The sequence below is a fragment of the Paraburkholderia sp. SARCC-3016 genome, assembly GCF_031119615.1.
GTDB lineage: Bacteria > Pseudomonadota > Gammaproteobacteria > Burkholderiales > Burkholderiaceae > Paraburkholderia.
Window position 1 is genome coordinate 61,939 of record NZ_JAVHZD010000025.1, and the last position, 22,787, is coordinate 84,725.

23 protein-coding genes and 2 pseudogenes are annotated in these 22,787 nt (G+C 60.9%); 5 read left to right on the forward strand and 20 right to left on the reverse strand.

All coding sequences use genetic code 11. From position 1 onward, the window contains the following. Positions 1-2: 2 nt before the first annotated feature. From traD to QYH69_RS24060, 13 genes and pseudogenes are all read right to left on the reverse strand, one after another. Entirely contained in the window at positions 3-1,871 is a 1,869-nt protein-coding gene (gene traD, locus QYH69_RS24000; protein WP_308834226.1) for a conjugative transfer system coupling protein TraD, read from the reverse strand. Continuing rightward, on the reverse strand, positions 1,868-3,220 hold the full coding sequence (locus QYH69_RS24005; protein ID WP_374992485.1) for a TraI domain-containing protein: 1,353 nt from the start codon (positions 3,218-3,220) through the stop codon (positions 1,868-1,870). Before QYH69_RS24005 ends, traD begins: the two co-directional genes overlap by 4 nt. A gap of 11 nt (positions 3,221-3,231) precedes the next feature. Then, a complete protein-coding gene (locus tag QYH69_RS24010; protein ID WP_308834228.1) occupies positions 3,232-4,251 on the reverse strand; it encodes a type IV secretion system protein in 1,020 nt (339 codons plus the stop codon). 35 nt (positions 4,252-4,286) lie between these two features. Continuing rightward, the gene (locus QYH69_RS24015) at positions 4,287-5,030 is read right to left on the reverse strand and encodes a type VI secretion protein (RefSeq protein ID WP_308834229.1); all 744 of its coding nucleotides are present in this window, start codon (positions 5,028-5,030) and stop codon (positions 4,287-4,289) included. Positions 5,031-5,040: 10 nt separating this feature from the next. Continuing rightward, positions 5,041-7,500 (reverse strand): type IV secretion system protein VirB4, encoded by a 2,460-nt coding sequence (locus tag QYH69_RS24020; RefSeq protein WP_308834230.1) that lies wholly within the window; start codon positions 7,498-7,500, stop codon positions 5,041-5,043. After that, positions 7,494-7,757, reverse strand: coding sequence for a conjugal transfer protein (locus QYH69_RS24025; RefSeq protein WP_374992486.1), 264 nt, complete (start codon positions 7,755-7,757; stop codon positions 7,494-7,496). The genes QYH69_RS24020 and QYH69_RS24025 overlap by 7 nt, the downstream gene beginning before the upstream one ends. A 40-nt stretch (positions 7,758-7,797) precedes the next feature. After that, the gene (locus QYH69_RS24030; protein ID WP_308834232.1) at positions 7,798-8,181 is read right to left on the reverse strand and encodes a conjugal transfer protein TrbC; all 384 of its coding nucleotides are present in this window, start codon (positions 8,179-8,181) and stop codon (positions 7,798-7,800) included. A gap of 18 nt (positions 8,182-8,199) precedes the next feature. After that, positions 8,200-9,249 carry an ATPase, T2SS/T4P/T4SS family gene (locus QYH69_RS24035; protein WP_308834233.1) on the reverse strand — a complete coding sequence of 350 codons (1,050 nt, stop codon included), beginning with the start codon at positions 9,247-9,249 and terminating at the stop codon, positions 8,200-8,202. A gap of 226 nt (positions 9,250-9,475) precedes the next feature. Then, a complete protein-coding gene (locus QYH69_RS24040) occupies positions 9,476-9,655 on the reverse strand; it encodes a hypothetical protein (RefSeq protein ID WP_308834234.1) in 180 nt (59 codons plus the stop codon). A 190-nt stretch (positions 9,656-9,845) separates the two neighbouring features. Then, positions 9,846-11,078, reverse strand: a complete 1,233-nt coding sequence (locus QYH69_RS24045) for a VWA-like domain-containing protein (protein ID WP_308834235.1) — start codon at positions 11,076-11,078, stop codon at positions 9,846-9,848. Between the two features lie 7 nt (positions 11,079-11,085). Then, positions 11,086-12,009, reverse strand: a complete 924-nt coding sequence (locus QYH69_RS24050; RefSeq protein WP_308834236.1) for a hypothetical protein — start codon at positions 12,007-12,009, stop codon at positions 11,086-11,088. Between the two features lie 103 nt (positions 12,010-12,112). After that, positions 12,113-13,135: pseudogene (locus tag QYH69_RS24055) on the reverse strand (ATP-binding protein). 106 nt (positions 13,136-13,241) lie between these two features. After that, positions 13,242-13,484 carry a DUF3717 domain-containing protein gene (locus tag QYH69_RS24060; RefSeq protein ID WP_308834237.1) on the reverse strand — a complete coding sequence of 81 codons (243 nt, stop codon included), beginning with the start codon at positions 13,482-13,484 and terminating at the stop codon, positions 13,242-13,244. 224 nt (positions 13,485-13,708) lie between these two features. Between QYH69_RS24060 and QYH69_RS24065 the strand changes: the two genes are divergently transcribed. Then, a complete protein-coding gene (locus tag QYH69_RS24065; RefSeq protein ID WP_308834238.1) occupies positions 13,709-14,191 on the forward strand; it encodes an SET domain-containing protein in 483 nt (160 codons plus the stop codon). A gap of 64 nt (positions 14,192-14,255) precedes the next feature. Here the strand turns inward: QYH69_RS24065 and QYH69_RS24070 are convergent, their stop codons facing one another. The 5 genes from QYH69_RS24070 to QYH69_RS24090 form a co-directional block, all read right to left on the reverse strand. Continuing rightward, positions 14,256-14,669, reverse strand: coding sequence for a hypothetical protein (locus QYH69_RS24070; RefSeq protein ID WP_308834239.1), 414 nt, complete (start codon positions 14,667-14,669; stop codon positions 14,256-14,258). A gap of 208 nt (positions 14,670-14,877) precedes the next feature. Further along, positions 14,878-15,354 (reverse strand): hypothetical protein, encoded by a 477-nt coding sequence (locus QYH69_RS24075; RefSeq protein ID WP_308834240.1) that lies wholly within the window; start codon positions 15,352-15,354, stop codon positions 14,878-14,880. Positions 15,355-15,362: 8 nt separating this feature from the next. After that, complete coding sequence (locus QYH69_RS24080; protein ID WP_308834241.1) at positions 15,363-15,755, reverse strand: hypothetical protein; 393 nt, start codon at positions 15,753-15,755, stop codon at positions 15,363-15,365. 88 nt (positions 15,756-15,843) lie between these two features. Continuing rightward, a complete protein-coding gene (locus QYH69_RS24085; RefSeq protein ID WP_308834302.1) occupies positions 15,844-16,305 on the reverse strand; it encodes a glycine zipper 2TM domain-containing protein in 462 nt (153 codons plus the stop codon). 286 nt (positions 16,306-16,591) lie between these two features. Next, positions 16,592-16,774, reverse strand: a complete 183-nt coding sequence (locus QYH69_RS24090) for a hypothetical protein (RefSeq protein WP_308834242.1) — start codon at positions 16,772-16,774, stop codon at positions 16,592-16,594. Between the two features lie 846 nt (positions 16,775-17,620). On the opposite strand from QYH69_RS24090, the gene QYH69_RS24095 reads away from it, so the two are divergent. Continuing rightward, the gene (locus QYH69_RS24095; protein WP_308834243.1) at positions 17,621-18,238 is read left to right on the forward strand and encodes a hypothetical protein; all 618 of its coding nucleotides are present in this window, start codon (positions 17,621-17,623) and stop codon (positions 18,236-18,238) included. A gap of 333 nt (positions 18,239-18,571) precedes the next feature. Here the strand turns inward: QYH69_RS24095 and QYH69_RS24100 are convergent, their stop codons facing one another. Both QYH69_RS24100 and QYH69_RS24105 read right to left on the reverse strand, forming a co-directional pair. Continuing rightward, entirely contained in the window at positions 18,572-19,294 is a 723-nt protein-coding gene (locus QYH69_RS24100) for an SDR family oxidoreductase (RefSeq protein WP_308834244.1), read from the reverse strand. A 52-nt stretch (positions 19,295-19,346) separates the two neighbouring features. Then, the gene (locus QYH69_RS24105) at positions 19,347-20,006 is read right to left on the reverse strand and encodes an HD domain-containing protein (protein ID WP_308834245.1); all 660 of its coding nucleotides are present in this window, start codon (positions 20,004-20,006) and stop codon (positions 19,347-19,349) included. 181 nt (positions 20,007-20,187) lie between these two features. Here QYH69_RS24105 and QYH69_RS24110 point away from each other — a divergent pair. The 3 genes and pseudogenes from QYH69_RS24110 to QYH69_RS24120 all read left to right on the forward strand — a co-directional run bounded on the left by QYH69_RS24110 (position 20,188) and on the right by QYH69_RS24120 (position 22,613). Beyond that, positions 20,188-21,598 (forward strand): annotated as a pseudogene (locus QYH69_RS24110) (PLP-dependent aminotransferase family protein). A gap of 118 nt (positions 21,599-21,716) precedes the next feature. Further along, positions 21,717-22,133 carry a cupin domain-containing protein gene (locus QYH69_RS24115; protein WP_308834246.1) on the forward strand — a complete coding sequence of 139 codons (417 nt, stop codon included), beginning with the start codon at positions 21,717-21,719 and terminating at the stop codon, positions 22,131-22,133. A 24-nt stretch (positions 22,134-22,157) separates the two neighbouring features. Then, positions 22,158-22,613 (forward strand): carboxymuconolactone decarboxylase family protein, encoded by a 456-nt coding sequence (locus tag QYH69_RS24120; RefSeq protein WP_308834247.1) that lies wholly within the window; start codon positions 22,158-22,160, stop codon positions 22,611-22,613. The last annotated feature ends 174 nt before the right edge of the window (positions 22,614-22,787 follow it).

Below are 22,787 nucleotides of genomic sequence, written 5' to 3' on the forward strand. Positions count from 1 at the left end.
TTTTATCCTTGGAGGATGGGAATACGACCCTGGTACACCGCACCGCCAGAAATCCGCATGAAGTACTGCAGGTTCGGTAGTCTGTGTATCAGGTCAACTGGAATCAAAGGAACCTTTTCAAGTTGCAGCGACCGCGACACCGAACCGGTGAATTCACCGAGATGGGCCTCGCTGCCGGTACTCGTGCTACCGCTCATCACCAGATTGCGGATCGCCGTCTCACCGACCTTGTCGGAGAACCACTTCGCCGTGTCGCTGTCTTCCAAGCGTAGGACGATCTGGTTGTTCAGGTTGCCCAAAACCTGCAGCATTTTGGCGGCATTGCCGAGCTTCGCTTCGAGGTCCGCGCGCGCCTGGAATGCGACGAACGCCTTGAAGCCGGCGCCGCGGCCCTTGTTCAGGATCTGGATCACCTGCTCGTTGATCGCCTCGGCAACCTCATCGATTTTCAGCACTACCTCAGGCGGTGAATCGTAGAAGTTATAGATGGAACCGCACACGGCTGCCACATCAGCGAGGATCATCGACGCGATGGCCTTCTGTACGATCGCGTTGGACAATGAGTCGAAGCCCATGTAGAGCACCGCCTTCTGCCTGATGACCTTGTCGATATCCCAGATCTCGCGTTCGTCTTCAAAGTCGTCCGCCTTCGGCGCGAGCATCAGACCTGTCTCGCCCGTCGCGAGCATCTGCAGCAGCGGCAGCGCCGAGGCGATGATGCGCATGTAGTGTTCACGATCGTGAACATGCGTGGCGATCAGACCGTCGATCGCCTCGTGGCCGCGATCAAGCGCGGCAAAGCGGGCGTTATACAGCGCCACCATGCCGTCCACGATGCCCGCGCCGGGCTTGTTGCCAAGCTTGACCGCATCGGCGGCGACAAGCGCCTCCCAGTCATTGAGGCCGTTTTCGCGAAAGAAGCGTTTAAGACTTTTCTCCAGCAGCGTCGTGATTCCGGACTGCGCGTACTTCAGGATCGAACGCAGTGTTGGCTTGTCGCCGATATACAGTTCTCCCTTCACCGCGCGATCGATGAAGAGAAACGCAAAATCGCGAAAAGGTCCCTCCTCCATCAATTGCGCGATACGGCTGGGGATTTCCGATGGCTGCGACCAGTTTTCGATCGGGTTGAGCCGGATCGACTCGGACGGTTTGGCCTGACTGAAATACAGGAACTTGCGGCCGGCGCGCGCACATTCCCTTTCGACCCGTTGCTTCCATTCGGCATCGTTCTTCGGGTCAATGATGATCAGCACATCGCCGCAATGAATTACCTGCGTTGAGATGACTTCATACGTGCGCGTCTTGCCTGCACCGGTCGTACCGCCGACGAGCGTGTGGCCTGCCATGGCCTTGTAGTGGAAAGGCACGAGCGCCTTTTTCGGCTCCATGCCATGAATCCACGATGCGCCCTGGGGCATGCGATCGCGGATACTGTCCCTGGGCGCAAAAATGTTCTCGATCGCCGCTTCGATCTTCCTGCCCTGGCGGGTTTTCGAGAGCCAGCGCGGCAGGCCCGGAATGTCCGTCGTCGGCATGCGCAGGATGTCGTGGGCGATCTGGCAGTGCTTCTGCGTCCATTCGTAGCCGATACCGAGGTACATCGAGTTAGCCTCGTCGCGCATGCGTTGCTGGATCGCAAGCAGTTTCTCAATCCGGATCGTCGTGAGCCATTTCGTGGAAATGGCCATCCGGAACTTGAGCGCCTTCCAGACCTGCAACGAACGGACCGTGAGTGCGGCGAGAGCGAACAACGCGAACGCCCACCCATATGGCATGCCAGAGACAGGCAACAGAAGGACCGCGACAAACCAGAACAGCGCCGCACGGTTTTCGTAGATCGGGCGGAAGTGGCTGACGTAACTGTTCAAACTTCCTCCTCACGCGGAGCGATCAGTTCCCCGGCGCGCGGCGCGAGGGTGATCTCGCCCTGCCCGTTCGACAGCAGCAGGCTGCGTTTGCGCAAATGGTCGACGAGCGTGTCGCTCGCGATACCGTAGTTGCCGATCAGGCGTTTCTGGACAACAAGCCCCTTGTCCGTCCATTCCACTTTCGCCTTGCCAGCAGAGACGTCTTCGCGCAATGCACGGAACAGATCGAGGATCATGTTCGGCGCGCCTTTCAGCACCTCATGGAACGATGCGGACGTGTCGGGTCTTGCCACTGGTTGCGGGACACGCATCCCGGCCGGATCGACAGCCGTTGCCTCAGTCTGGCCGTGCTCGAACTGGAGCCCCAGCTGGTCGGCTGCGCGCGGACGCTTCGCGGGCTGCGAAGTGACCTGTTCCTCGGGTTCCGCGATCCCTATCGCTTCGAGCAGCGAGCGCGGTGCGCCAGGGGCTGGACCATCGTCGGGCGACCTCGTGGCGGGGCTCGCCACTGACGTGGTCGCGCCGGCAGTCGCCGCCGCGGTGACCGCTGCCGCCGCGAAGGAGCCTTCAGCGTTCGCGGTCGTGACTGTTTGTGCTGGCGGCGGGGGATTAACAGCTGCAACCAGTTGCTCTGCCGGCGGAACGTTGGCCGAGACCGGCGCGAATACAGTCCTCTGCGCCTTCCGCTCGAACTCGACCGCGGCGTCGATCGCCTGCCGTACCACCTTATGCGTGAGCGTTTCCGCATCGAGCGGCTTCATGTTCGGGTTGATGGCGCCGAACACTTCGGCAAGCACCTCGGCATCGAGCCCCGCCAGGAGATCACTGCCGATCAGCATCTGCGCGAGCATCCCGGTCCGCATCCGCTCGACGGGCAATGCCGCTGCGCGACGCACCACCTGGAACGGCTTCTCCTGTAACCAGGGCCCGGCCGCCCCGTGCACCGATGGATTCCATTGGGCAGCGTCCCCGTTACGCTCGAACATGAAGTGACGGTATGGCTCATCGAGTCTCGAACAGACAGCGGCGAGAAACACGCCATAGTTGTACTGCGGCTCGATCCGGCGTCGCTTCTCTGACGGCAGATTGGTGCCGAACTTCTGGCCGCCGGCGAGTCGCATGGCGTAAAACGCGGTTTCGACGGTGCATCGGAATGCTCCGCCCGGCTCCCGGTACAGGTCGGCCGACAGCGGCATCGACGAAAACCATCCGGCACAGCGCCGAAGCACGGACAGCCACTTTCGCTCGAAGTCCGCTACGCTCGCCTCGTTGGCGCATTGCCGGATCAGATCGACGCGCTTGCCGTGCAGCGACAGCAGCTCTTCAGTCGCTGCCGGATGATGGAGCATGACTGACATGATCAGACTGCGCTCGCCGCCGCGCGTGCGACCTTACCGATCATCGCCCCGCTCGCACTCGCGCCCCCGCCGAACATTGCCGCCATCTTCGGTATCTCGAATGACAGAAGGAAAACGAGCACCGACATATCGAAGACATAGGCTGCCGCGAGTGGCGTCGTCAGCCCGATGTTTGTCGAGTTCTGGATTGCGGTTGTAAGCGACCCCGTCACCAGCTTTGTCAGTGCGGCCGCGACGACGATGTACATGCCTGCGCTCGTCATATAGTCCAGCCATGACTTGAAGTAACCGCGCGTGAATGAAGAAAACCCGAGCGCAAGGGCGATCTGCCCCATGACGAATCCCACGGCCGCCTGCAGCTGTCCGACATTGATAAAGAACAGGAAGACGATCGACGTGATCGAGAGAACCAGCCACGCCAAAAATAGCGGGACGACCGAGTTAAGGATGAAGGGCCACTGCCAGAAAGTCGCGCTTTTGAACGCGAGGATGAAACCGTCGTAAAGCTGCCCGGCAGCTTTGCTAATCACACTCGACGCCTGGGTCATATCAGCACCGCTGATGCTCTGGGCGAGCTGTGTGAACCACGTGTAGAAGCCCGGAGCCCATCCCTGGTATCCTGTGTAAAGTCCCGCGAAGATTCCCAGCACGGCCAGTTCCTCGAACAGCGCCACCCACGCTGTGACAGGATGATGCGCAGCAGAGAACTTGATGGCACCCAGGACGATTGTGATGACTGCGAGCCCGAACGCGAACTTGTCGGCCTGAGGCTTGATGGCCTGGCTCGCTGTGACCGCAGTTGCGATCACCGTCGAAAACAGATTGCCGATGTCGCCGATGGCCTTTGCGTTCCCCTTGCTTATTTCAGTGGGTGCAACACTCGCCCCTGTTGTGTTGGATTGCGGCCCGGGGGGCGCGCCGGCAGGCAACGTCGTTGCCGGGGGCGCCTGCTGCGCGACCGCCAGGCCCGCCCACGAGATCCCGACAGCTATCATCGCGTACACGATGAGACCAGCCAGCATGCGATATCTGACACGTCGGAAAAACCTGAGCATGTTCACTGTCCCGTAAAGCCGTATGCGCTGCGTTCCGCATTCTGCTGGTTCATGAAGCTCTGTGCCGCTGACGCGGCCGCCTGGTCCTGAGCAGTTGCAATCGCCGATTGCTGGGCGTCGTGCTGCTGCTTTGCAGCCATCATCTGCATCATGTCCGCGTTCTGGCTGGTGACGATGTCAAGGTAATGCGTCGTGAGCTCCGCCGTGGCCTGCTGGGTCGGCGTCTGCGACATCTGCGACTGCAGCTCCTGGCGGCGCTGCGCAAGCTGCTGCGTATGGGACATCACGTCGTTGCCCATCTGGAACAGTTCCGTCGCGGCCTTGTTGTTCTGGTCGTAAAGCGACGACATGTCCCGGAACCAGTCCTGCGGGGACTTGCCGGAAGTCGAAATAAGCGTCTGCACATGTCCGACCCATGCACTGCCCTGCTGCAGGTTCCCGTACAGGTCCGTCAGGGTGTGGATCATCGAATTGACCTTGCTGGTGTCCGTCGTGATCTGGTCGAACTGTGCCTTCATCGCGGTCGGATTGAGATCCGTCGCCTGCAGCAGCTGGTTCTGCATCATCTGGTACTGGTAGGCGACGTTGGTATCCTGGTAGATCTCGCCCTTCACCGCCTTCAGTGCGGTAATGATGTTCTCCGCAAAGTTGGACGGGTCGAACACCGTCAGTTGCGCCAGGGCACTCTGTGATACGCCGAACACGAGCCCTGCAAACAGCGCTGTCCGGATCGCGATTTTTTTCATTGTCGAGTCCTCACTCGAGAGTCATCATTTCCGCCACGTACGCCTCGCGCCAGTCCGGCGCACCTGATGTGTAGTGACGGTCCAGCACGGACTGCGCGCGGCCATCCGAGCGCAGCATGGCAAGGATTTCCTTCGGGAAGCTCGCCTGCAGCATCCGCGTCTGATCAGGTGTCACCAGCAGGTAATCGCGGTTGGGCACCGCGTTGGCGATCATGTCGATCTGGTGCTCGGTCAGCCCGAATTTGTCGCGGTACAGATGAAGGCTGCTTTTCGCATCCCGGTTCGGCAGATACACGATGTTCGGGATGTTCTCCTTGAGGATCTCGAAGTCCGCGATCCGCGCCACCTGTGCAAGCGACTGGGTCGCCAGCGCGAGCGTTGCGTTGAGTTTGCGGATCGTGACCGCCCACACCTCGAGACGCCTGTAGAAGCGCTCGTTCATGAAGAAGAACCCGGCCTCCTCCACCTCGATGACCGTATAGCGCTTGCCATCGAGCCACTGGGCGATGCGGTAGAACGCGTAGTCCATGAACAGCGCCGCTGCCGCCGGATAGTTCTGGAACAGGTCGCCCATCTCGATCGAAAGGTCATCGGACAGCGTGAACGCGTCGTCGACGTGATCGAAGAAGCGCCCGTTTTTCTCGCCCTGTGTCCAGACGGCAAGCCGCTCGCGCAGCTCGTCGGGCAACAGGGTGTTCAGGAACGACAGCGTCCAGAATTCCCGACCGTAACCTTCGCCAAGCGTCGTTACCGCCTCGAAAATGATCCGTTCATGCGTCTTGCTGCAGTGAAAGTCATCGTCCTCGATCGCCATCTGCACCCACTCGGCGACATACGAGAAGTGCTTCGCATCGTGCAGCAGCGACAAGGGATTGACGTACGTCGCGCCCTCAAAGCGGCCCGTCGCGTCGACGAACCTGCCACCGGCCAGCAACGTCGGGATACGCGTTGAGCGATCCTTGTCGAACCGGATGCGACGCGCCTTGTGCCGCCCGGTCTGCGACATGAGGAAATTCAGGAAGATCGATTTGCCTGCGCCGATCGGCCCGAGCACGAGCAGATGCGACTTGCCGCCCGGGTGGTGCAGGCTCACCCGCTGCAGCGTGCGGTGACGCGTGGGCAGGATGGTGAGCGGCCCGGTCTGTTCACCCGACTGCTGTGTGAGCCAGTCGTTGACGGTCGGCCCCTCCTGTACGCTGCGGATCGGCGCGATATCGGAGACAGCCGGCGTCTCGACGAACTGGAGGCGCTTTTGCTGATCCCAGCGGCCAGGCAGACTTGTCGCCCAGCAGGCGCCCAGGTTTTCCGTCTCCATGATGACGCCAAAGCCGGCATTGCCCATGCGTCCGACGACATCGCTCGCGGCGTCGTCGCACTCCTGGATCGTGTCGCCGTAGACGATCACCGATATGTTGGCAAAGCCGTACTGCTGCCCTTCCGCCGTCAGCTTGGCAAGGGCCTTTGCCGCCTCATCAGCGAGTATTTCCCGCCCCTCGTCGTTCTTCTGTTCTTCCTTCGTGAAGTACCCTTTGATGATCGCCCAGGGGTTGAACGCCGCGACCTTGTAGAACTTGCGGATTTTCTCGATGTACGCCGTAGCCTTCGTCTTGTCGAGGAACCGGAACATCACGCAGATGTCCAGCTCGGCATCGACCTCGCACAGGACATCGAGTGCGGCTTCCTGAAACCCGAGCCACTCCTTGATGCCGATCACTTTCGCGTAGCGCTTGCCGTAGGCGGATTCGAACAGCAGGTGTTCGGCACCGGGCGTCACGGAGCTTTCCGTCAGGTGCGTGTCGAGCATCGTCACCGGATAGCGCACGCGCCGCGGCGGCACGGTCACGTTGGCGGTCTGATGCAGGAACGCGAGCGCGTTCTGCAACTGGAGACGCTTCGCCTTCAGCCGCGTAATACCGCCTTTGAACGCATCAAGGACCGATTCAAAGCGCCGGATATCGGTCGTCAGCCGGTCGATATCGAATGCGAACGCGCTACGGGAGAGGACGAGGTCCTTCGCCGTCTCGAAAATGGCGAACGGCATCGACTTGCCGCCCACCGTCATGTGATAGCCGACTTTCTCGAAGACCTTGTTGATGCCGGTTTCGGGCGTATAGGCAAGCGCGAGCGAATGGCTGTTGTGAAAATACTTGCCGCTCGTTGCGTTCGCCTGATTGATGCTGTCCACGCGCGCGTCCATCGACGCGCCAAATTCACCCGGAATCTCCCTGCGCACGCGCCGGTGCGACAGTCGCCACCACGCGGTGATGCGGTGATCGAAGTTGCGGCACGCCTGGTCGAGGTTGTCGCGCGCCGCCGAGATATCGGAGGCGTTGGGGCTGTCCGCGTCGACCCCCTCGAACGTGTAGACCGTCAGCAACGAGCCGTCCTTGTCCAGGATCAGTTCGGGCGTGACCATCGTCGCCCACGGCACGATCTCCTGAATGGGGCGCTTGACGAAGCGTTTCAGCATGGCAGATCCTGATCGAATCCATACGGCCGTTTAAACCGCGCCGCAAATTTCGTCGACGGGCCCGGCTCGTACACATCCGGATACCGGTTGTAGACGACCATGATCTGTCGCCACCACGGGTCCTTTTGCGACTTCCAGCGCAGCAGGAAGTGCATGCCGATGCCGACAGGCAGGAACGCCGGCGTCGTACTCGCGTAGCAGAGCAGCAGCGTGACCGTGCCGTTGAAGATCGCAAGGCCGCGATCCGCACCGCCCATCTGGCGCGGCAACGAAAGCGAGCGGCTGACCTTGACCGGTTTACGCACAGGAATTGACCAGGTGCAGGTGGTTCTGCGCGATCGGCACCGCGGCCGATGCAAGCCCGAGGCCCACGAGACCGGTCGACAGCAGCTTGCCGATCGTGCCTTCGGAGTTCGCGATGGCCACTGCACCAAGAATGATCAGTACGACGCCGATACCGAATAGCCACGGGCCGCTGATATAACCCTCGATCAGGCAGACGACGTCAGTCGCACCGTTCAGGTCCGACAGGTCCGCTGCCGCAAATGCCATCGGCGCAAATCCCGTGAGGCAAAGTGCAATCAGGGTGCTGCGTATTTCGCGACGGCTGAACAGTCGGTATGCAAGCCGCTTGACCTGCTCGCGTGCGAGGTCCAGCAACGTTCGAAGGGGGTGCTTCATTTGGGTTTTAACTCCTGGTTAGAAAACGCGTTTGAGGACGTAGTCCCCGTTGCTGAAACCCTCGACCTTGACGATCTCGGATATGTGACGCAGCTCACCGGTGCGGCGCAGGTGAACGACATAATTGATGCAGCTCGCGATGTTCTTGCGCATGTCGTCGAGCTCCCAGCGCGAGCCGGCCGGGATGCCGAGCATCGCGAGACTCTCGAGACGCGTAAGCGCGAGCCGTGCGTTGTTTGCGTGGATTGAAGCCAGACCGCCGTCATGGCCCGTGTTCAGCGCCTGCAGCAGGTCATAGGCTTCGCCGCCGCGGACCTCACCGACGATGATCCGGTCAGGGCGGAAGCGCAGGCACAGCGCGATGAGCACACGCGGTGTGACGCCCTTGTCTTCGTTGGAAAGCAGCCGCACGCGATTGGGCACGCGCAGCTTCAGTTCCATCGTGTCTTCAACGGAGATGACCCGGTCGTCATCGGGAATTTCGGCACCGAGCGCATTCAGGAATGTCGTCTTGCCGGTCGACGTGCCGCCAGCGACAAGCACGTTCTGCCGCTGCAGGATGAGTTCGCGCACCGCAGCCATCAGGCTTTCGTTCTCGATGCCGGGGGCGAACTCGATTTCGCCTGCGTGTTCGTCACGCGCGAGCACCTTCGAGAACGCGCCCATCGCGACGTAGTCGCTCAGGGACAGGTGAGTCTCCCGATGCTTGCGGATGGACAGGGCATGGCCATCGATCGCGGTCGGCCGCATCACCGCGGCGATACGCAGATTGTGGTGGCCTGCGTTGATGATCCCTTGCGACGTGCCGGCTTTTGCGGACTTCTCGACTGAGGCCGCCAATGACAGAACGGCGCCGTTAAGCGTTGCCTGGTTCAGTTCGATCGGCAACCGGTACATCCTGCCGCGATGTTCGATCCAGACATTGTTGAAATCGTTGATCATGATTTCCGCGATGTCCGGCGCCTCAAACTGCTCCTTCAGCGGCTTGAGGGACTCGAAAAACATCTTCACCGCGCTCGCTTCGAGCGGGCGCAGCTTGAGCAGGGAGGTTTCGGCAGCATCTGACATGCTGCTATTTTTCTGGCTGTGCGACGACGCAGCAGACCGAAAGAGTGGTCAAATGCGCACGCTTTCGCGCGCGGCTCGCGTACGCGCCAGGGAGACGATGATGCCGGGATTCGGGAGAGAGGCCGTCAACCGGTTGACGGCCTTAACCCGGAAAGCTCGAGAAAATGTCGAGCTTTTGGGTTAATGTGGACTGCCATCCTGTGGTAGACGACGCCCATTTCGGGGACTACCGCGCGCGCCGACCGATGCCGGCTTTGTCCTGCCCGATCTGCTCCAGTTCCAGTGGATCGTCGGCATTCGCGCGGGGAACTGCCCGAAGCGCGTTCCGGTGATGGCAAACCGGGCACACGAAGCATATTCCGTCGTCGTCGATGTTCGGCTGCGCTACCTCCAGCGTCACCAGCATCCTGCATTGCTCGCAAACCCACATGGCGACCTCCAGAAACAGAACGATGTGCTTTTCCTGTTGTAGTTCATGATTGCCGCACAAGCGAGCAGGACCGATTCACTCCTTTGCATGCGCATCGACAACGCTTATAAAAAAAGCCCGGCTGCATGAGCCGGGCGTGTTTCAGGAAAACCGGCCAGAACGCGGCCTAGCAGATCACTTCAACCATCTCGCCAAAAGGCGCGAGATTCGCGCGGCGAAGCGGGACCGTTGAGGCCCACAGCACCGGATACGGCGGCTCTCCGTCTGGATAACTTCCGAACGTATCCGTGAGATACACGAGAAACGCAGGGTTGATGTCCTCCGTGGCCAACCTGCGAAACGGATCGGCGAACGCGGTACCGCCCCTGCCGCGAACCGGCAAAAGATCCACCGGCTCACCGCGCTCGAACACCTGCATCTGTGTGACGCGCGTATCGCAATCCAGCACGATCAGACGTCGCGGCCGCAGACTTTCGTTCACCGCCATGATTTCAGCGGCGAACTGGGCCTGCGTCTCATCAAACACCGAACCACTCGAGTCGCGCACGAACACCGCATCGCCAACCGCGGGTTCATGCAGCGAGGGCAGATACAGGCCCATGTGCAGGTAACGGCGATTGGGCATCGCGAAGCTGTAGTCGGTCGGAGAGGCCTGTTGCGCAAAGCGATGCAGCACGGCCCGCCAGTCGACGATCGGCTCAACAGACTGCTGGACCATCGCCTGCAGGTCGCCGGGCAGATCGCCGCGCATCCGGGCCGCTTTCGCGGCCTGGTGCACAGCGACCTTCCATTCGGCTTCGTGCAACGGCTGATCCTCGCCGCGATACTGCCGGACTTCACCGCAGGATTGCGCGCCCCCTTGCGACTGGCCACCTTGCGGTGTGTTCGCGCCGTTCGCTGATTGGGGATCGCTCTGCTGCTGCGAAGGGTCCGGCGGACTACCCGTGGTACTGGAATCGCCGCCCTGCTGGCCAGCCGCGCCCTGCCCGCTTTTTTGCGCCTCACGGCGCTCCTGGGCGAGCATGGCGTAGATCTCCTCGGCCGACATGCCCTTGAACCGGGGATCGACGAGCGGCTTGCCCGGAAGCAGCATGCCGGCATCCAGCACGATCGGATTGATCGCGTAGTCGCAGGCGTCGTTCCAGAGATCCGGATCGCGATCACCAGCCCGCCAGCAGTGACCGTTCGCTGCATGCAGCACTTCGTGTCCGAGGACGCCCCGCACTTCGAGGTCGTTGATGGACGCGAGGTACGCCGGGTTGTAGCCCAGCGATACCGCATCGGTCCAGAACGTCTCGCAGGACGGATCCTCGATCACTTCAAGACGCAGCGCGAGCGCGCCGAAGAATGGCTGGTCGAGCACCAGCGCGGTACGCTGCTTCGAGATACGAGGGACCATGGTCACCTCACGCAACGAGTCGCAACTGCATCTTCTGCGGCCCGGCGCCGGCGACCGGCATCGGCGTCGACGGTGCACCACCCATGAATGCCGCCATCAGGCCTTCGATCTCGTGGGCCTTCGCCGCGACCTGCGATCGCAATACGCTCGACTCCTTCAGATCTGCGCCGCTATGCACCGCGAGATGCGTACGCGCCTGCTCGAGGATGTGCGTGAGCTTGGGATCGTTCGCAAAGTTGAGCTTCGGCAGCAACGCGCACAGCTCCCGCACCTGATTGGCGACATCCAGCCGTACATTGCCCGACGCATACAGGCGCGAAGCCAGATTCGACACCGCTTCGTAAAGCCGGCCGACGAGATCGTTGTTCGCGTCGGTGATCGACTTCAGTACGTGCTGGTCGATTTCCGAACGAAGCGACGTGAGCACGTCTTCGGGCAGATCGACGCCGAACTGGCTCGCGTCCGGGAACGGCAGGACCGCCATGCGCACGCCGAACTTGCCGGTAAGCTCGGCAAGCGTCGGATAGTCGGCTTCGTTGAAGAGGCCGTTCAGTTCCGTGCGCGCCTGCTCCTTCAGGTTCAGGTAGTCCGTGAGGAAGACGCTGACCGCAAGGTCGAACTCGTCCTTCATCGCGCGCATCTTATCGGCGAATTCCATGTAGATCATGGTCGGCAGCAGCCTCACGCCCAGTTGCCCGTAGTGCAGCGTGTGAGCGTAGTAGTAGCTGCGGATGCGATTGCCAACGGAGAGTGCCTCCGCAAAGCTCGGCGCATGCTCGGGCAGCAGGCGCTTGTTAAAGCGGCCGATGCCGCGTGTCTGGTGCTTCGTCTCGACCTCCTGGGTCACCTTGCCGTCATAACGACGCGCAACCCACGATGAGATGGTGACCGAGCAGAGCATGACTTTCGACTGGATATCGGTGATGTTCATGAAATGACTCCACGAAATTAAAAATGAATGGATGAAGCGAAAAAAAGCCACGGCCTTGCGGGTCGTGGCTTCATGGGGAGGTACTGCTGTAAAGGGAAAAACGCTATTCGCCGCGGATGATCTTTCCGATCTCTCCGCCCTGCGCCCGGATGAACGCATACGAATTCTGGATATCAGGCGTACGCCGCATGGCATCGCGCACCAGCAGCGCCGCAAACTCACGGCAGCCGGCGGCGATCATCCGCTCGGTGTACGTCACCACGCGATCGAAGTTGGCATCGCTTGCATATGCCGCGAGTGCCGTGGCCACGGCGTAGAGCGCCGCCGGGGTTTCCGGGATCGGCGCCGTGTCCGGACTGAGCAGGATCGCGTCCGGGGACGGCAACTGACGGAAGATGCCGAGAAAAGCCATCAGCTCCGTTGCAGCGCCCTCGCCAACCGACCCCGCGTACGAGATCAGTTCGAGCGACTTCGGCACGACAGGCATCGTCTTCGCAACGAAGCCCCAGGTGCGCGGGCTTGGCGCGTTCTCGATGTCGCGTGAGGTCTTTTTCACGGACAGCAGATCCGGCCGGAAGCGCAGGAACGCAATCAGCTCGGGCGGCACGCCGCTGCGCACCGCCCACGCCGTCCAGTCCTCGATCGTCGGACCGAGCTCGACGACCGTCGCAAAGCGCGAGATCACGGGATCGAGAATCCCGGACACGCCGGCGTTGTCGGTGCGCCGGCTGGTCGCCGCGACAAACGTCACGTGATCGGGCAGAACGTGGTCACCCACGCGCCGTGCGAGCAGCAGCTGCATCTTGGCAGCCTGTACCGCAGGCTACGCCTGACCAAGATCGTCAAGAAACCAGATCATCGGTTCCCTGCTGTTCACGGCCCGCTCGAGGTCACCGAACGGCAGATGCTTCGCGGCGCCATCCGGCGTCGGAAACGGCAAACCCTTCGAGTCGGTCGGATCTTCAACGACGGGATGGCTGATGAGCAGTGCGTGACCGGTCGCTTTCGCGACCTGATTGACGATGTCGCTCTTGCCGATGCCCGGGCTACCGGTGATGAGTACCGGGTGACGCGCGGGAACGTAGGCAGTGAGCAGCTCGGTGAGCTGCGCGGGATTAACTTTCATGAGGTCATTCCTTGAAGGAAAAAAGCCCCACCGGAACGCCGCCCACAGGGACGGGTCCCTGTGGGGAAAGTGGTGGACGCGCCGTGACGGCGCGGTACAGGACCTGCTAGAGGCCGATGACGGCCAGCGCCGCCACCTGACCGGCGGATAGCGCGGACACCCGAATTTCCTGCTGACGGTTAAAGATCATGCCGCCGTACACGTCTGCGAGGGTCCGTGCTTCGGCGCACAGCACGATCGCTTCGCCGTCGTCCTGGGACGACGACGCAGGCGACCGGTTGCGCCACGCGTTGATGGCTGCCTCGATCTGGGCGATCGACACGAGCTGTGGGGTTACGGGCTGGTTCATGGAGGCTCCTGGTTCAGCCCCCTGGCAACGACCCCGCGGGGCTGTTCCCGGCGGAGCTGGATGAGTGCCGGAATCCGGCGGTTCGATGCGTCGTGGACGCGGTTGATATTGCGATTCTGCGCGTGCACCATCACCCCGGTGGCCGGAAAGCAGAGATTTTCAGTAGGGCTTTTGCGACTGCCTGTCGGACTGCGGCATAATGCGCGCGCCAGGGAGAGAGCACGATGAAACGGATTGTCGCCAGACGGTCGCCGGTGCACGGTAAAGGCCTGTTCGCACTGCGCCCGCTCAAGGCCGGAGAACAGATACTCGAATACAAGGGCGAGGTCACCACCTGGCGCCGCGCGGCCGCGCGACTGCGCAGTGCTGCAACTGGCCATACGTTTGTTTTCGGTCTGTCCAGCGGCCGCGTGATCGACGGTAGCAGCGGCGGCAACAGCGCGCGCTGGATCAATCACGCCTGCGCGGCCAACTGCGAGGCAATCGAGCGCGACGACCGGATCTTCATCCACGCACTGACCGATATCGCGGCCGGCGCTGAACTGTTCATCGAATACGGACTGAGCGTCGACGAGCCGCTAACGCCTGAAGTGCTTGCACAGTATCGCTGCCGCTGTGGCGCATTGTCATGCAGCACATCGATGCTGGCCTGCATCACGAGACCTGCCAGAACCGAACATGCGCTTCCGGCCTCGCAGAACCGGTAACGCAAAAAACAGAAAGCCGACGCATTCGCGCCGGCTCGGGATCAGCAACAGATGGCAACTGGTTTCAGTCGAGGCCCAGCATGCGCGAAACCACCGCAGCTATTGACCATGCCTGCGATCGCGATAACGCCTTGATACGCAGGAGCGGAACGCTTTTCCAGAAATCACGTTTCACGTCGTCATGGATGGCAAGTTCAATCAGATCGACGTGAACGATCCAGCCTTCGGAATTTGCGCGTTGAACCGACAGGCCCACCCGCCGGTTCGATCCTTCTTTGGGCCAGGGTGCGCAAGGCCCCAGGCCGAACCGGTCAGGACAGTCCGCGTCGATAAAATTCGCGTGCGTTACCCACTCCGGCTCGTTTTCCGACTGACGCAGGGCGCGGGACACGTGTCTGATGACGTCCGCGGCCGTCTTCCATTCCGCATCGAATGGCGTGGCCGCCAGCGCGACGGGTAAATCCAGTACATCGGGCATGGATGGCTCCAAAAATAAAAAAGCCGCACCCGAAGGTGAGGCCGTATGAATGATGGTCGCGCGAAAACGCGACCGGTATCAGTGATTCAGCGCGAAAAACGCTGATGATGGCGCTCGCGATCTGCCCTGCGGCCGTTGCGGTTAATTACTTCCGCGCAAACGAAGATCACAGTAGCGAGGCCTAACACAAAGAATCCGAATCCCATGGTCATTCTCCGTTCATGGAAACCATGCCCTCGTAAAATGCTAACAGAAAAACGACTGTCAACACCGCCTCGTTGAAAACGTTGCTGAACGTCCAGTTTGTGGTCGAATGCCACAGTCCGACCGCGCCGGCGAGCGCCGCGACGGACACGGAATGGCAGAAACGCCCCAACTGCTGACGCTGGTCTCTGGTCGGAGATCTGAAGATCGACACCAGTCGCGACCAGAAGCTGTCCGCGACGGATGGTTCGGGTTCGCCATCCAGCACTGCAAACTCCCGATCACTGACCTGCTGTAGCGAGCGCGTGCGACCATCGATCACGACCGAGACCGCGGGCCGCGCTTCAGTTAGCAGGAACTCACGCAGAATCGCAGCGAGACGTTCCGAAACGCACACCTGACCGGTTTCAGGCAGATAGGTCGCACGGTCGGAAACAAGCAGCCCCGACGGATATTCGACAAACACGTTGACGATTTCCATTGGGCCACCTATCGGTACGTGACGTCGAGACCTGCGGTAAGTCGCAGACCATTCAGAAGCGACTCGTAACCTTCTCGCGACGTCAACTGCTCGAGCGGCACCACGTTCTCTCCGCCGCCAGACAGATCCGAGTGGCCGCGTCGTGTACGAAACGCCATCGTTACCGACTGCCGCGTGGGCGAGTCGGCCACCTCAAGCATCATCGCGCGCGTGCGTAGAGCCACCTTGCAACCGCGGCCACGACGTGCCGGCTGGCTGACGATTTCGTGCTCGGCGGCCATCAGGTGCAGATCGCGAGCGACACGCCGCAGAATGCGCGTCGCATGGTCCGTGATATTGGCGTCCGCCGCCGCGCCCGCACTGCGGCGATCGGCATGGAACACCCTGGGGATTTTCAGCATTAGTGCCTCACAAAAGAAAAAAGCGAGGCGCCCTTTCGGGACACCTCGCGATCAGAAGGAACCGGCGATTGCCGGGCAAGAAAACGAATCAGTGGGTCACGCGCACACCTGAGCCGCTTGACACGAGAAGCACGCGGTCACCCGGTGCAAAAGGCTGGTCGTCGGGTTGCGAAACGATGAGCGTGCGACCCGCGTCGGTATGCACGACGATTTCAAGACCGGCGTGACGCGAAAGCCCTTGGGAAATCGCCTGCCCGACAAAGCCGCTTCCCCCGCCGCCCACTGCCGCGGCGATGTAACGGCCGTTGCCGTTGCCAACGGCACGGGAACCGAGGAACGCGCCAACGCCGGCGCTCACGAGTGACGTCAGTGCCGGATTGCCGGAACTCGCCTGAATCGTGATGCTCCGGACACGCACAACAGTTGCCTGCTGGACGGTACCGGCGTGCTGAACGTCAGCGCGCTGGTAGGTGTTCGGCGAGCCGAAATCCACGTTTGCGCAGGCGTTCAGAACGGACAGAAGAAGAAAGCTGAAGAAGAGTCTGGTCATGGTTGCTCGATAAAAAGCGGGCAACCGTCCCGTCAGGGGGTTGCCCTGACGGGTAAGGAGGGCAATGCGATGGAACGCTGCGCCCTATGCTTCAGGCCAGTGTCTGCGATCCGGTTTTCACATTGCAGCGAGCGAGCAGGACAAGCGCGGCCACAAGCGGGGTAAGGACAAGCACACCCCAGAACCCGGCGCCGCGAAGAAAGGCGCCATAGGCCTCGCAGTGACCGCTCAACGACTCCATCATGAAGGCAGCAAGCGGCAGCCGGTGCGCCGTAACGTGCGTCAGCTATGCATCAAGCGCCACACGACCTGCACGATGAAGCAGATCGAGCTGCGCCTTTGCCTCGTAGACGCCGCCATACAGCACCAGCATGCATCCGGTCGCTGCTGTTACGCAGAGCGTAGTCGCAAGCTCGAGCGAGGCAACAAACAGCACCAGCCGGCTGAACGTCTGTTTCAGGATTTTCATGAGTACAGCTCCTATCAAGGCGGGAGCTGTCTCCCGTTGGGATCGGCTCCCAACAGGGTTGAAGCGGGCTTTGCGCCCGCGTGGATGACCAACATCAGTTGGCCCAAGGAATGAACACGAGGCTTACGCCTGAGTGGTTCTGTCGATGCGCATGCGCGCGTGGAATACAGCCAGTTTACGAGCCCGCGACGCGCTGCCAGCCCGAAATCATCGTCGGATCGCTATCGCTTTCGGTCCTTAGTGCAAGATGCCCTGGAGTGCCATGCTCGATGAATTGTTCGACCCCAATGCCTTGTGCGAACTCCCTTTTGTGAGCAGCGATGCGGCAGCCTGCACGTGTCTTGTTCTCTTGTTCGCGAACCTTGTCCTCTGGCTGAGTCTGACCTATCGTCCACCTTGCTCAGCGTTGGAGCGCATGAGCGATTCTCAGTCCCGGCCTCGCTCTGTTGCGAGGCCGCTTTTTTGTTTGCCGCCCGCTAGGTATTTCCCGGCGTTCGTTGATCGGGTTGGAGGCCACTCAATGCAATTTGGACCGAGATCGACCCAACTCTGCCCCTCAGTGACGCCCTGACCAAATAACACGGCCGTTCTGAATGCGCTCAAGGCCGCAAGATAAAGAAAAATCCATTCGGCAGTGCCTGACAAAAATCAAAGAACCGAATGGTTGACGGGGAGCAATGAGGCGTACATAAAGTTGTTGGTTGTTGGTCGCTGGTTTCAGCCAGACACTTGCGGTTTGTGGACACCGTTGCAAATCTTGTCATCGCGCCAGCCCGAGCTTCGAGATCTAAAGAACGCCCACTGCAGGTCGATAAACTCAGGGTTGGTTAACTTCATCGAGAGAAAATGGACATTGACGTGGTAATTAAGGTCGCGACGTTTGTGTTGGGCGTGATCGGCACAGGCAAACTTTTCTACGATCTCGCGATCGGAAAGCGGACCCGCATGCGAGATGAATATAAATTCGCAAAGGAGTATCTGGAGGATCAGTCAAGGAATCCGAAGATGCATCCCTTTCTGCGAGAGTTGGGTTGTCGTGCCATCGCAGGTGACGAGCGTCTGACAGCCGAAGAAGTAGAGTATCTCTTATCTCTGGCAAATCCCGACCGCGCGTTAAAGGACTACGTCATGGGCAGGCCCTACCTCGCCCATTTACCGACCGGCAGAAATCTCAAGGTGAATTTCAGGGAAAAATTCCGTAAGGCTTTTCCGCGGAAGTGGAGGAAGTTTAGCTTTCTGTTTTTATACGTTTTATTTTCTGCACTCGCTTCCGGTCCGTTTCTCTTTTCGAGACTTCTGTTTAAAGATGTTCGCGAAATGTTTCTCGTTTCAGGCGTTGCAGCCATCGTATTCGGACCATATGCTTGGTATTCGCTGCAGGCCGCGGCGCGTATTCATCGCGCGGAACGGCTCGTCAAGAACCAAGCTCACCATACTCAGAAAATTTCATTGGATACGCGCTAAAGTGCGCAGCTGACCATGGAGCGGCAGCATGAGCGCACCTAATTCGCCGAGGTATCGACCGACAGAACGCGACCCGCTTCGACCGGTCAGCGCTCGCTGCCATGGGCGTCCCTTGATGGAGTGCAACAGTCGTTCGCCGGGGTATAGAAGAGCCACCCCATTGCTAGAGCGGCGTAGAAGTTCGTCATTGTGCCGAGAGCGCTTGACGAACCGGAGAGCGAGTTGTGAAGCTAACCACTAACGCGCTAGCGACTGTCGTGAAGTCGTTTCGAGCGTACTAGCGAAGCGCAGTATTGCGCCCCGCCTTCTTCGAGCACGATGACAGGTGGGCGATCAAAACGTCGCCTTTCCTACCGATGCGCCACCGTCAACGAATAACGTTTGTCCGGTGATAAAGCCCGCATCCTCGGACAGAAAGAATGCTAAAGCCGCGGCCAATTCCTCAGGCTTGCCAAACCGCTTCATCGGCACGAGCGAAAGAAAGCGCTCCTCCGCTTCGCTGCCGATGGGCGTGTTCTGCCGGAAGAGTTCGGTTTCGGTGGGCCCGGGCGCGACGGAATTGACAGTAATGCCCGTCTGCGCAAGCTCAAGCGCCCATGTGCGCGTAAAGCTCATCATTGCGGCTTTCGCCGCAGCGTAAGCCGTGCGGTTGGCCACGCCAAGCACGACAAGGCTGGAGAGATTGACGATTCGCCCCCACCCTCGGTCGCGCATGCCGGGCAGCAGGGCTTGTACGGTCTGCACGGCAGAAGTGAGGTTATGACGGAAGGACGCTTCGAGATCGTCGAGATCGATCGCTTCAACTCCGGCCAGCCGGACGAACCCCGCGTTATTGACGACGCCATCGAAGGCGTAGCGCTCGGCCAGCCCCTCGAGCGCACGCGCGGTCGCAATTCGATCCGTCAGATCGACTGAAACCAGTGTGCCGGGAAAACTTGGATCATCAGCGCCGCGTGCGAGACCGACGACCTGGTGGCCGTCGGAGGCGAGCCGGTTCGACAACGCACGCCCGATACCCTTGCTGGCGCCCGTTACCAGGAATGTACGTTTGAGCATTGGAAAATCCTGAAAGGCATAAGAGAGTTGGCACGTATGGTCCGCAAGGACGTTAGCCCCAACGGGAATTCAAGATGATGCTGCACAAGTCCACGCGCTCGAAACCTGGGTCCTTGTACGCAAGAAAGTCGTCATTGAAGGTGCCGAAGGTAGTGCCCGGGCGATGCTTCATGCCGTCGTAAAAGGCGTCGATCATCCTGTCGGCAAAATCGGCGCCGGGCGGCCAGGCCGCGATCACCGCCGCGCGCTGGTCCTCAGTAAAGTCATCAAAGCCCCGTCCCGCCACGTCCATTCCAGCCCCGGCTTGCACCAGCGCGATTTCGCCATGCATGTGCTCGGGAATGCCCGGCGTCGTATGGAGCGCCACAGCGGTCCACACTTTCGCTATGTCAGTCTCGTCAACATGATGGCTGCGCAGAAAATCGCGCGCGGCGTTGGCGCCGTCTACTTCGAAACGCAGTTCGCTTTCACGATAGGCCGACGTCAGACCGATATCGTGAAACATGGACGCAACGTAGAGCAGCTCCGGGTCGAAGGCGACGCCGTTTCGTTTTCCCAGCAGTGCGCCCCATAGGTAGACACGTGTCGAGTGATTGAACAGCAGTTCAGTTTCGGTATCGCGAATGAGCTGTGCGACCTCCCGAGCGAGCTGGCTGTCGGGAATGACGACGCCAGGTAGTTCATTCGTCGGCGTTGCTTCATCGTGCTTCATCGGGTTCCTCGATCTGTAGAGCGCGTGCGTTTCCGGCAGCACGCTTGACTTCCGGAGCACGCCGCGCGGTCTGCCGATCCCGCATGGGAATTGTCTGGCGGCATTACACCGAGAAAGTTACGCTTCCCTTGGGTCATGGAAAAGACCCAAGATCGAACAATCCGAATGTACTATCGCGTCCATGACAAAGGTTTCTATCGGCCTCGATCGCTCCGGACGCATCTCGCTATCGGCGCAAATTCACGGCTCGATTCCAGACGCAATCGAGTCGGGCCAGCTTACCGCCGGCGCGCGGCTGCCCTCCTGGTCGGATCTGGCCGCCCAGCTCGGCGTGTCTAGGGGCACCGTGCGGGCCGCCTATGAACGTCTGATCGACGAGCAGTTCGCGATCGGCCTGGGTGCGGCCGGCACCCGGGTAGCCGCACGGCCTTTGCCGACGACGGCAGGATGGTCGCCTGAGGCGCCACCGATGCCTGATCTGTTCTACGACTTCAACGCCGCGCCTTTGGCGTTTCAAATGGGTGTGCCCTCGCAGGACGCCTTTCCGTTCAAGCTCTGGTCACGCATTCAGGCGCGCGCGGCGCGCCGGGCGGCAGCGGCTCCTGTCGGCTACCCCGACCCACGCGGCGAACCGGAATTGCGACAGGAGATCGCGGCATACCTTGGCGTCTCACGTGGGCTTCGATGCAGTCCCTCCCAGGTCTTCGTCACGGCAGGTTTCTCCGGCGCGCTCAATCTCGCGATTCGCGCCCTGCGCGTGGAGGGCAGACAGGCCTGGCTGGAAGACCCTGGCTTTCCGCTCACGCGTACGGCGCTCGGGCTGGCCGGCATGACCGTGGCAGGGGTGCCGGTGGACATGGACGGGCTCGATATCGACGCAGGCACCCGGATCGCACCCGAAGCCGCCCTCGCGGTCGTGACACCGGGTCAGCACGCGCCGCTCGGCATGACGATGTCGCTCGCCCGGCGGATGGCACTGCTCGGATGGGCCAAGCAACGCGATGCCTGGATCGTCGAAGACGATTATCTCGGCGAGTTGCAGCTGAAAGGACGGGCCGCACCGGCACTGGCTTCGCTCGATCAGGACGGACGTGTGCTGCACATCGGGACCTTCAGCAAGACTATCAGCCCGGCACTGCGCTTGGGGTTCCTCGTCGTCCCACCGGCCTTGGCACGTCACTTCGGCGACGTCGCGGCGTGCCTTACGCCCGCCCCGGCTGCTGCCGTGCAGCACGCCGTGTCAGAGTTCATGCACGAGGGACACTATCTTCGCCATCTGCGGCGAATGAAACGTCTCTACGCGGCGCGGCAGGAAGCCCTCGTTCGTTGTCTGAACGAGCAGGACTCGGAATCACTCAGGGTGCAGGCCGCCGCCGGCATGACCGTCGTAGCCGCGCTTGCGCAATCCGTATCGGATGTCGATATCGCCTTGCGGGCGCGGGCCTTCGGGCTGGCCCCGGTTCCTCTCTCACCCTGGTACACGCGCGATCCGGGGCAGCAGGGACTACTGCTCGGCGTGACGAATCTGGACGAAAGAACGCTGCCGGCCAACTGTTCCCCGCTTGCTGGAACTCGCTCGCGGGCGCCACTGACGGACCAGCAACACCTGCTTTGCCGTCGCTTCTTGGTACAGTGGAAATGTTCATTCCTGGTGCTTTTGCGTGCCCGCATGTCACACGACAATGCGAAGCACAAAGGAGCCCGACATCCATGAACATTCAATCCATCGCGAAAGCCGCCTGTACAGCCATGACCTTCGGCATGGCCGTGCCCGCCGCGGCGCATGGTCCGGCTGAAACCGTCACACCGAACTTTCAGCACGCCATTCCCAACATTCCGGGCAAGTCGTTGACCGCCGTCGTCGTCGATTACGCACCGGGTGCCGCGTCTCCAGCGCACAGGCATGCGGGCTCGGCATTCATCTATGCCTATGTCGTATCGGGCGAGATCGAGTCACAGGTCGATGACGGTCCGAAGCGTATCTACCATGCCGGCGAAAGCTTCTTCGAGGAGCCCGGCGCCGTTCACCGCGTGAGCCGCAACGCGAGCGAAACAAAGGCTGCAAAGCTACTCGCCGTGTTCGTCGTGGACAGCAACGACAAAGCGCTGACCACTCCCATCAAGTAATCCACCACCTTAAGGAGTTACCTCATGAGCAAGCGTCTCGACTACGTTCAGATTGCGCCTGCGGGCGTCAAAGCCCTTGGCGGCGTCTACGGCTACGTCATGCAGAGCGACCTGTCGCCGGTTCTCGTGGACCTCGTCTACCTGCGCGTCTCGCAGATCAACAACTGCGCCTACTGCCTAGACATGCATACGCGCGACCTGCTGAAAAAAGGCGTGAAGGTCGAAAAGCTCGCGCTCGTGCAGGCATGGAGGGAAGGGGGCGATCTCTTCGACCTCCGCGAGCGCGCAGCACTCGCGTGGGCGGAATCGGTCACGCTGGTGGCGCAGACCGGCGTGCCGGACGCGGCCTACGAGGTTGCCCGCGCCGTGTTCGATGAACGCGAACTGGTTGACCTGACCATCGCGATCAGCCTGATGAACACGTATAACCGTATGGCAATCAGCTTCCGGAACACGCCGCAGGCCGTGATGGAAACGTAAAGGCATTGCGGGTTTTCACACCGAAAAGCGCCTGGACTTCGGCATAAGCACGCACGATCCCTGTGACGTAATTATGCAGCCGCTTTGCATACGCGCGGCGCGATTGCATGTCTAAAAATTATCAGACTCGTTCACTCATGCATCTAAAGTGCTCCTCATCCTTGCCGATAACCT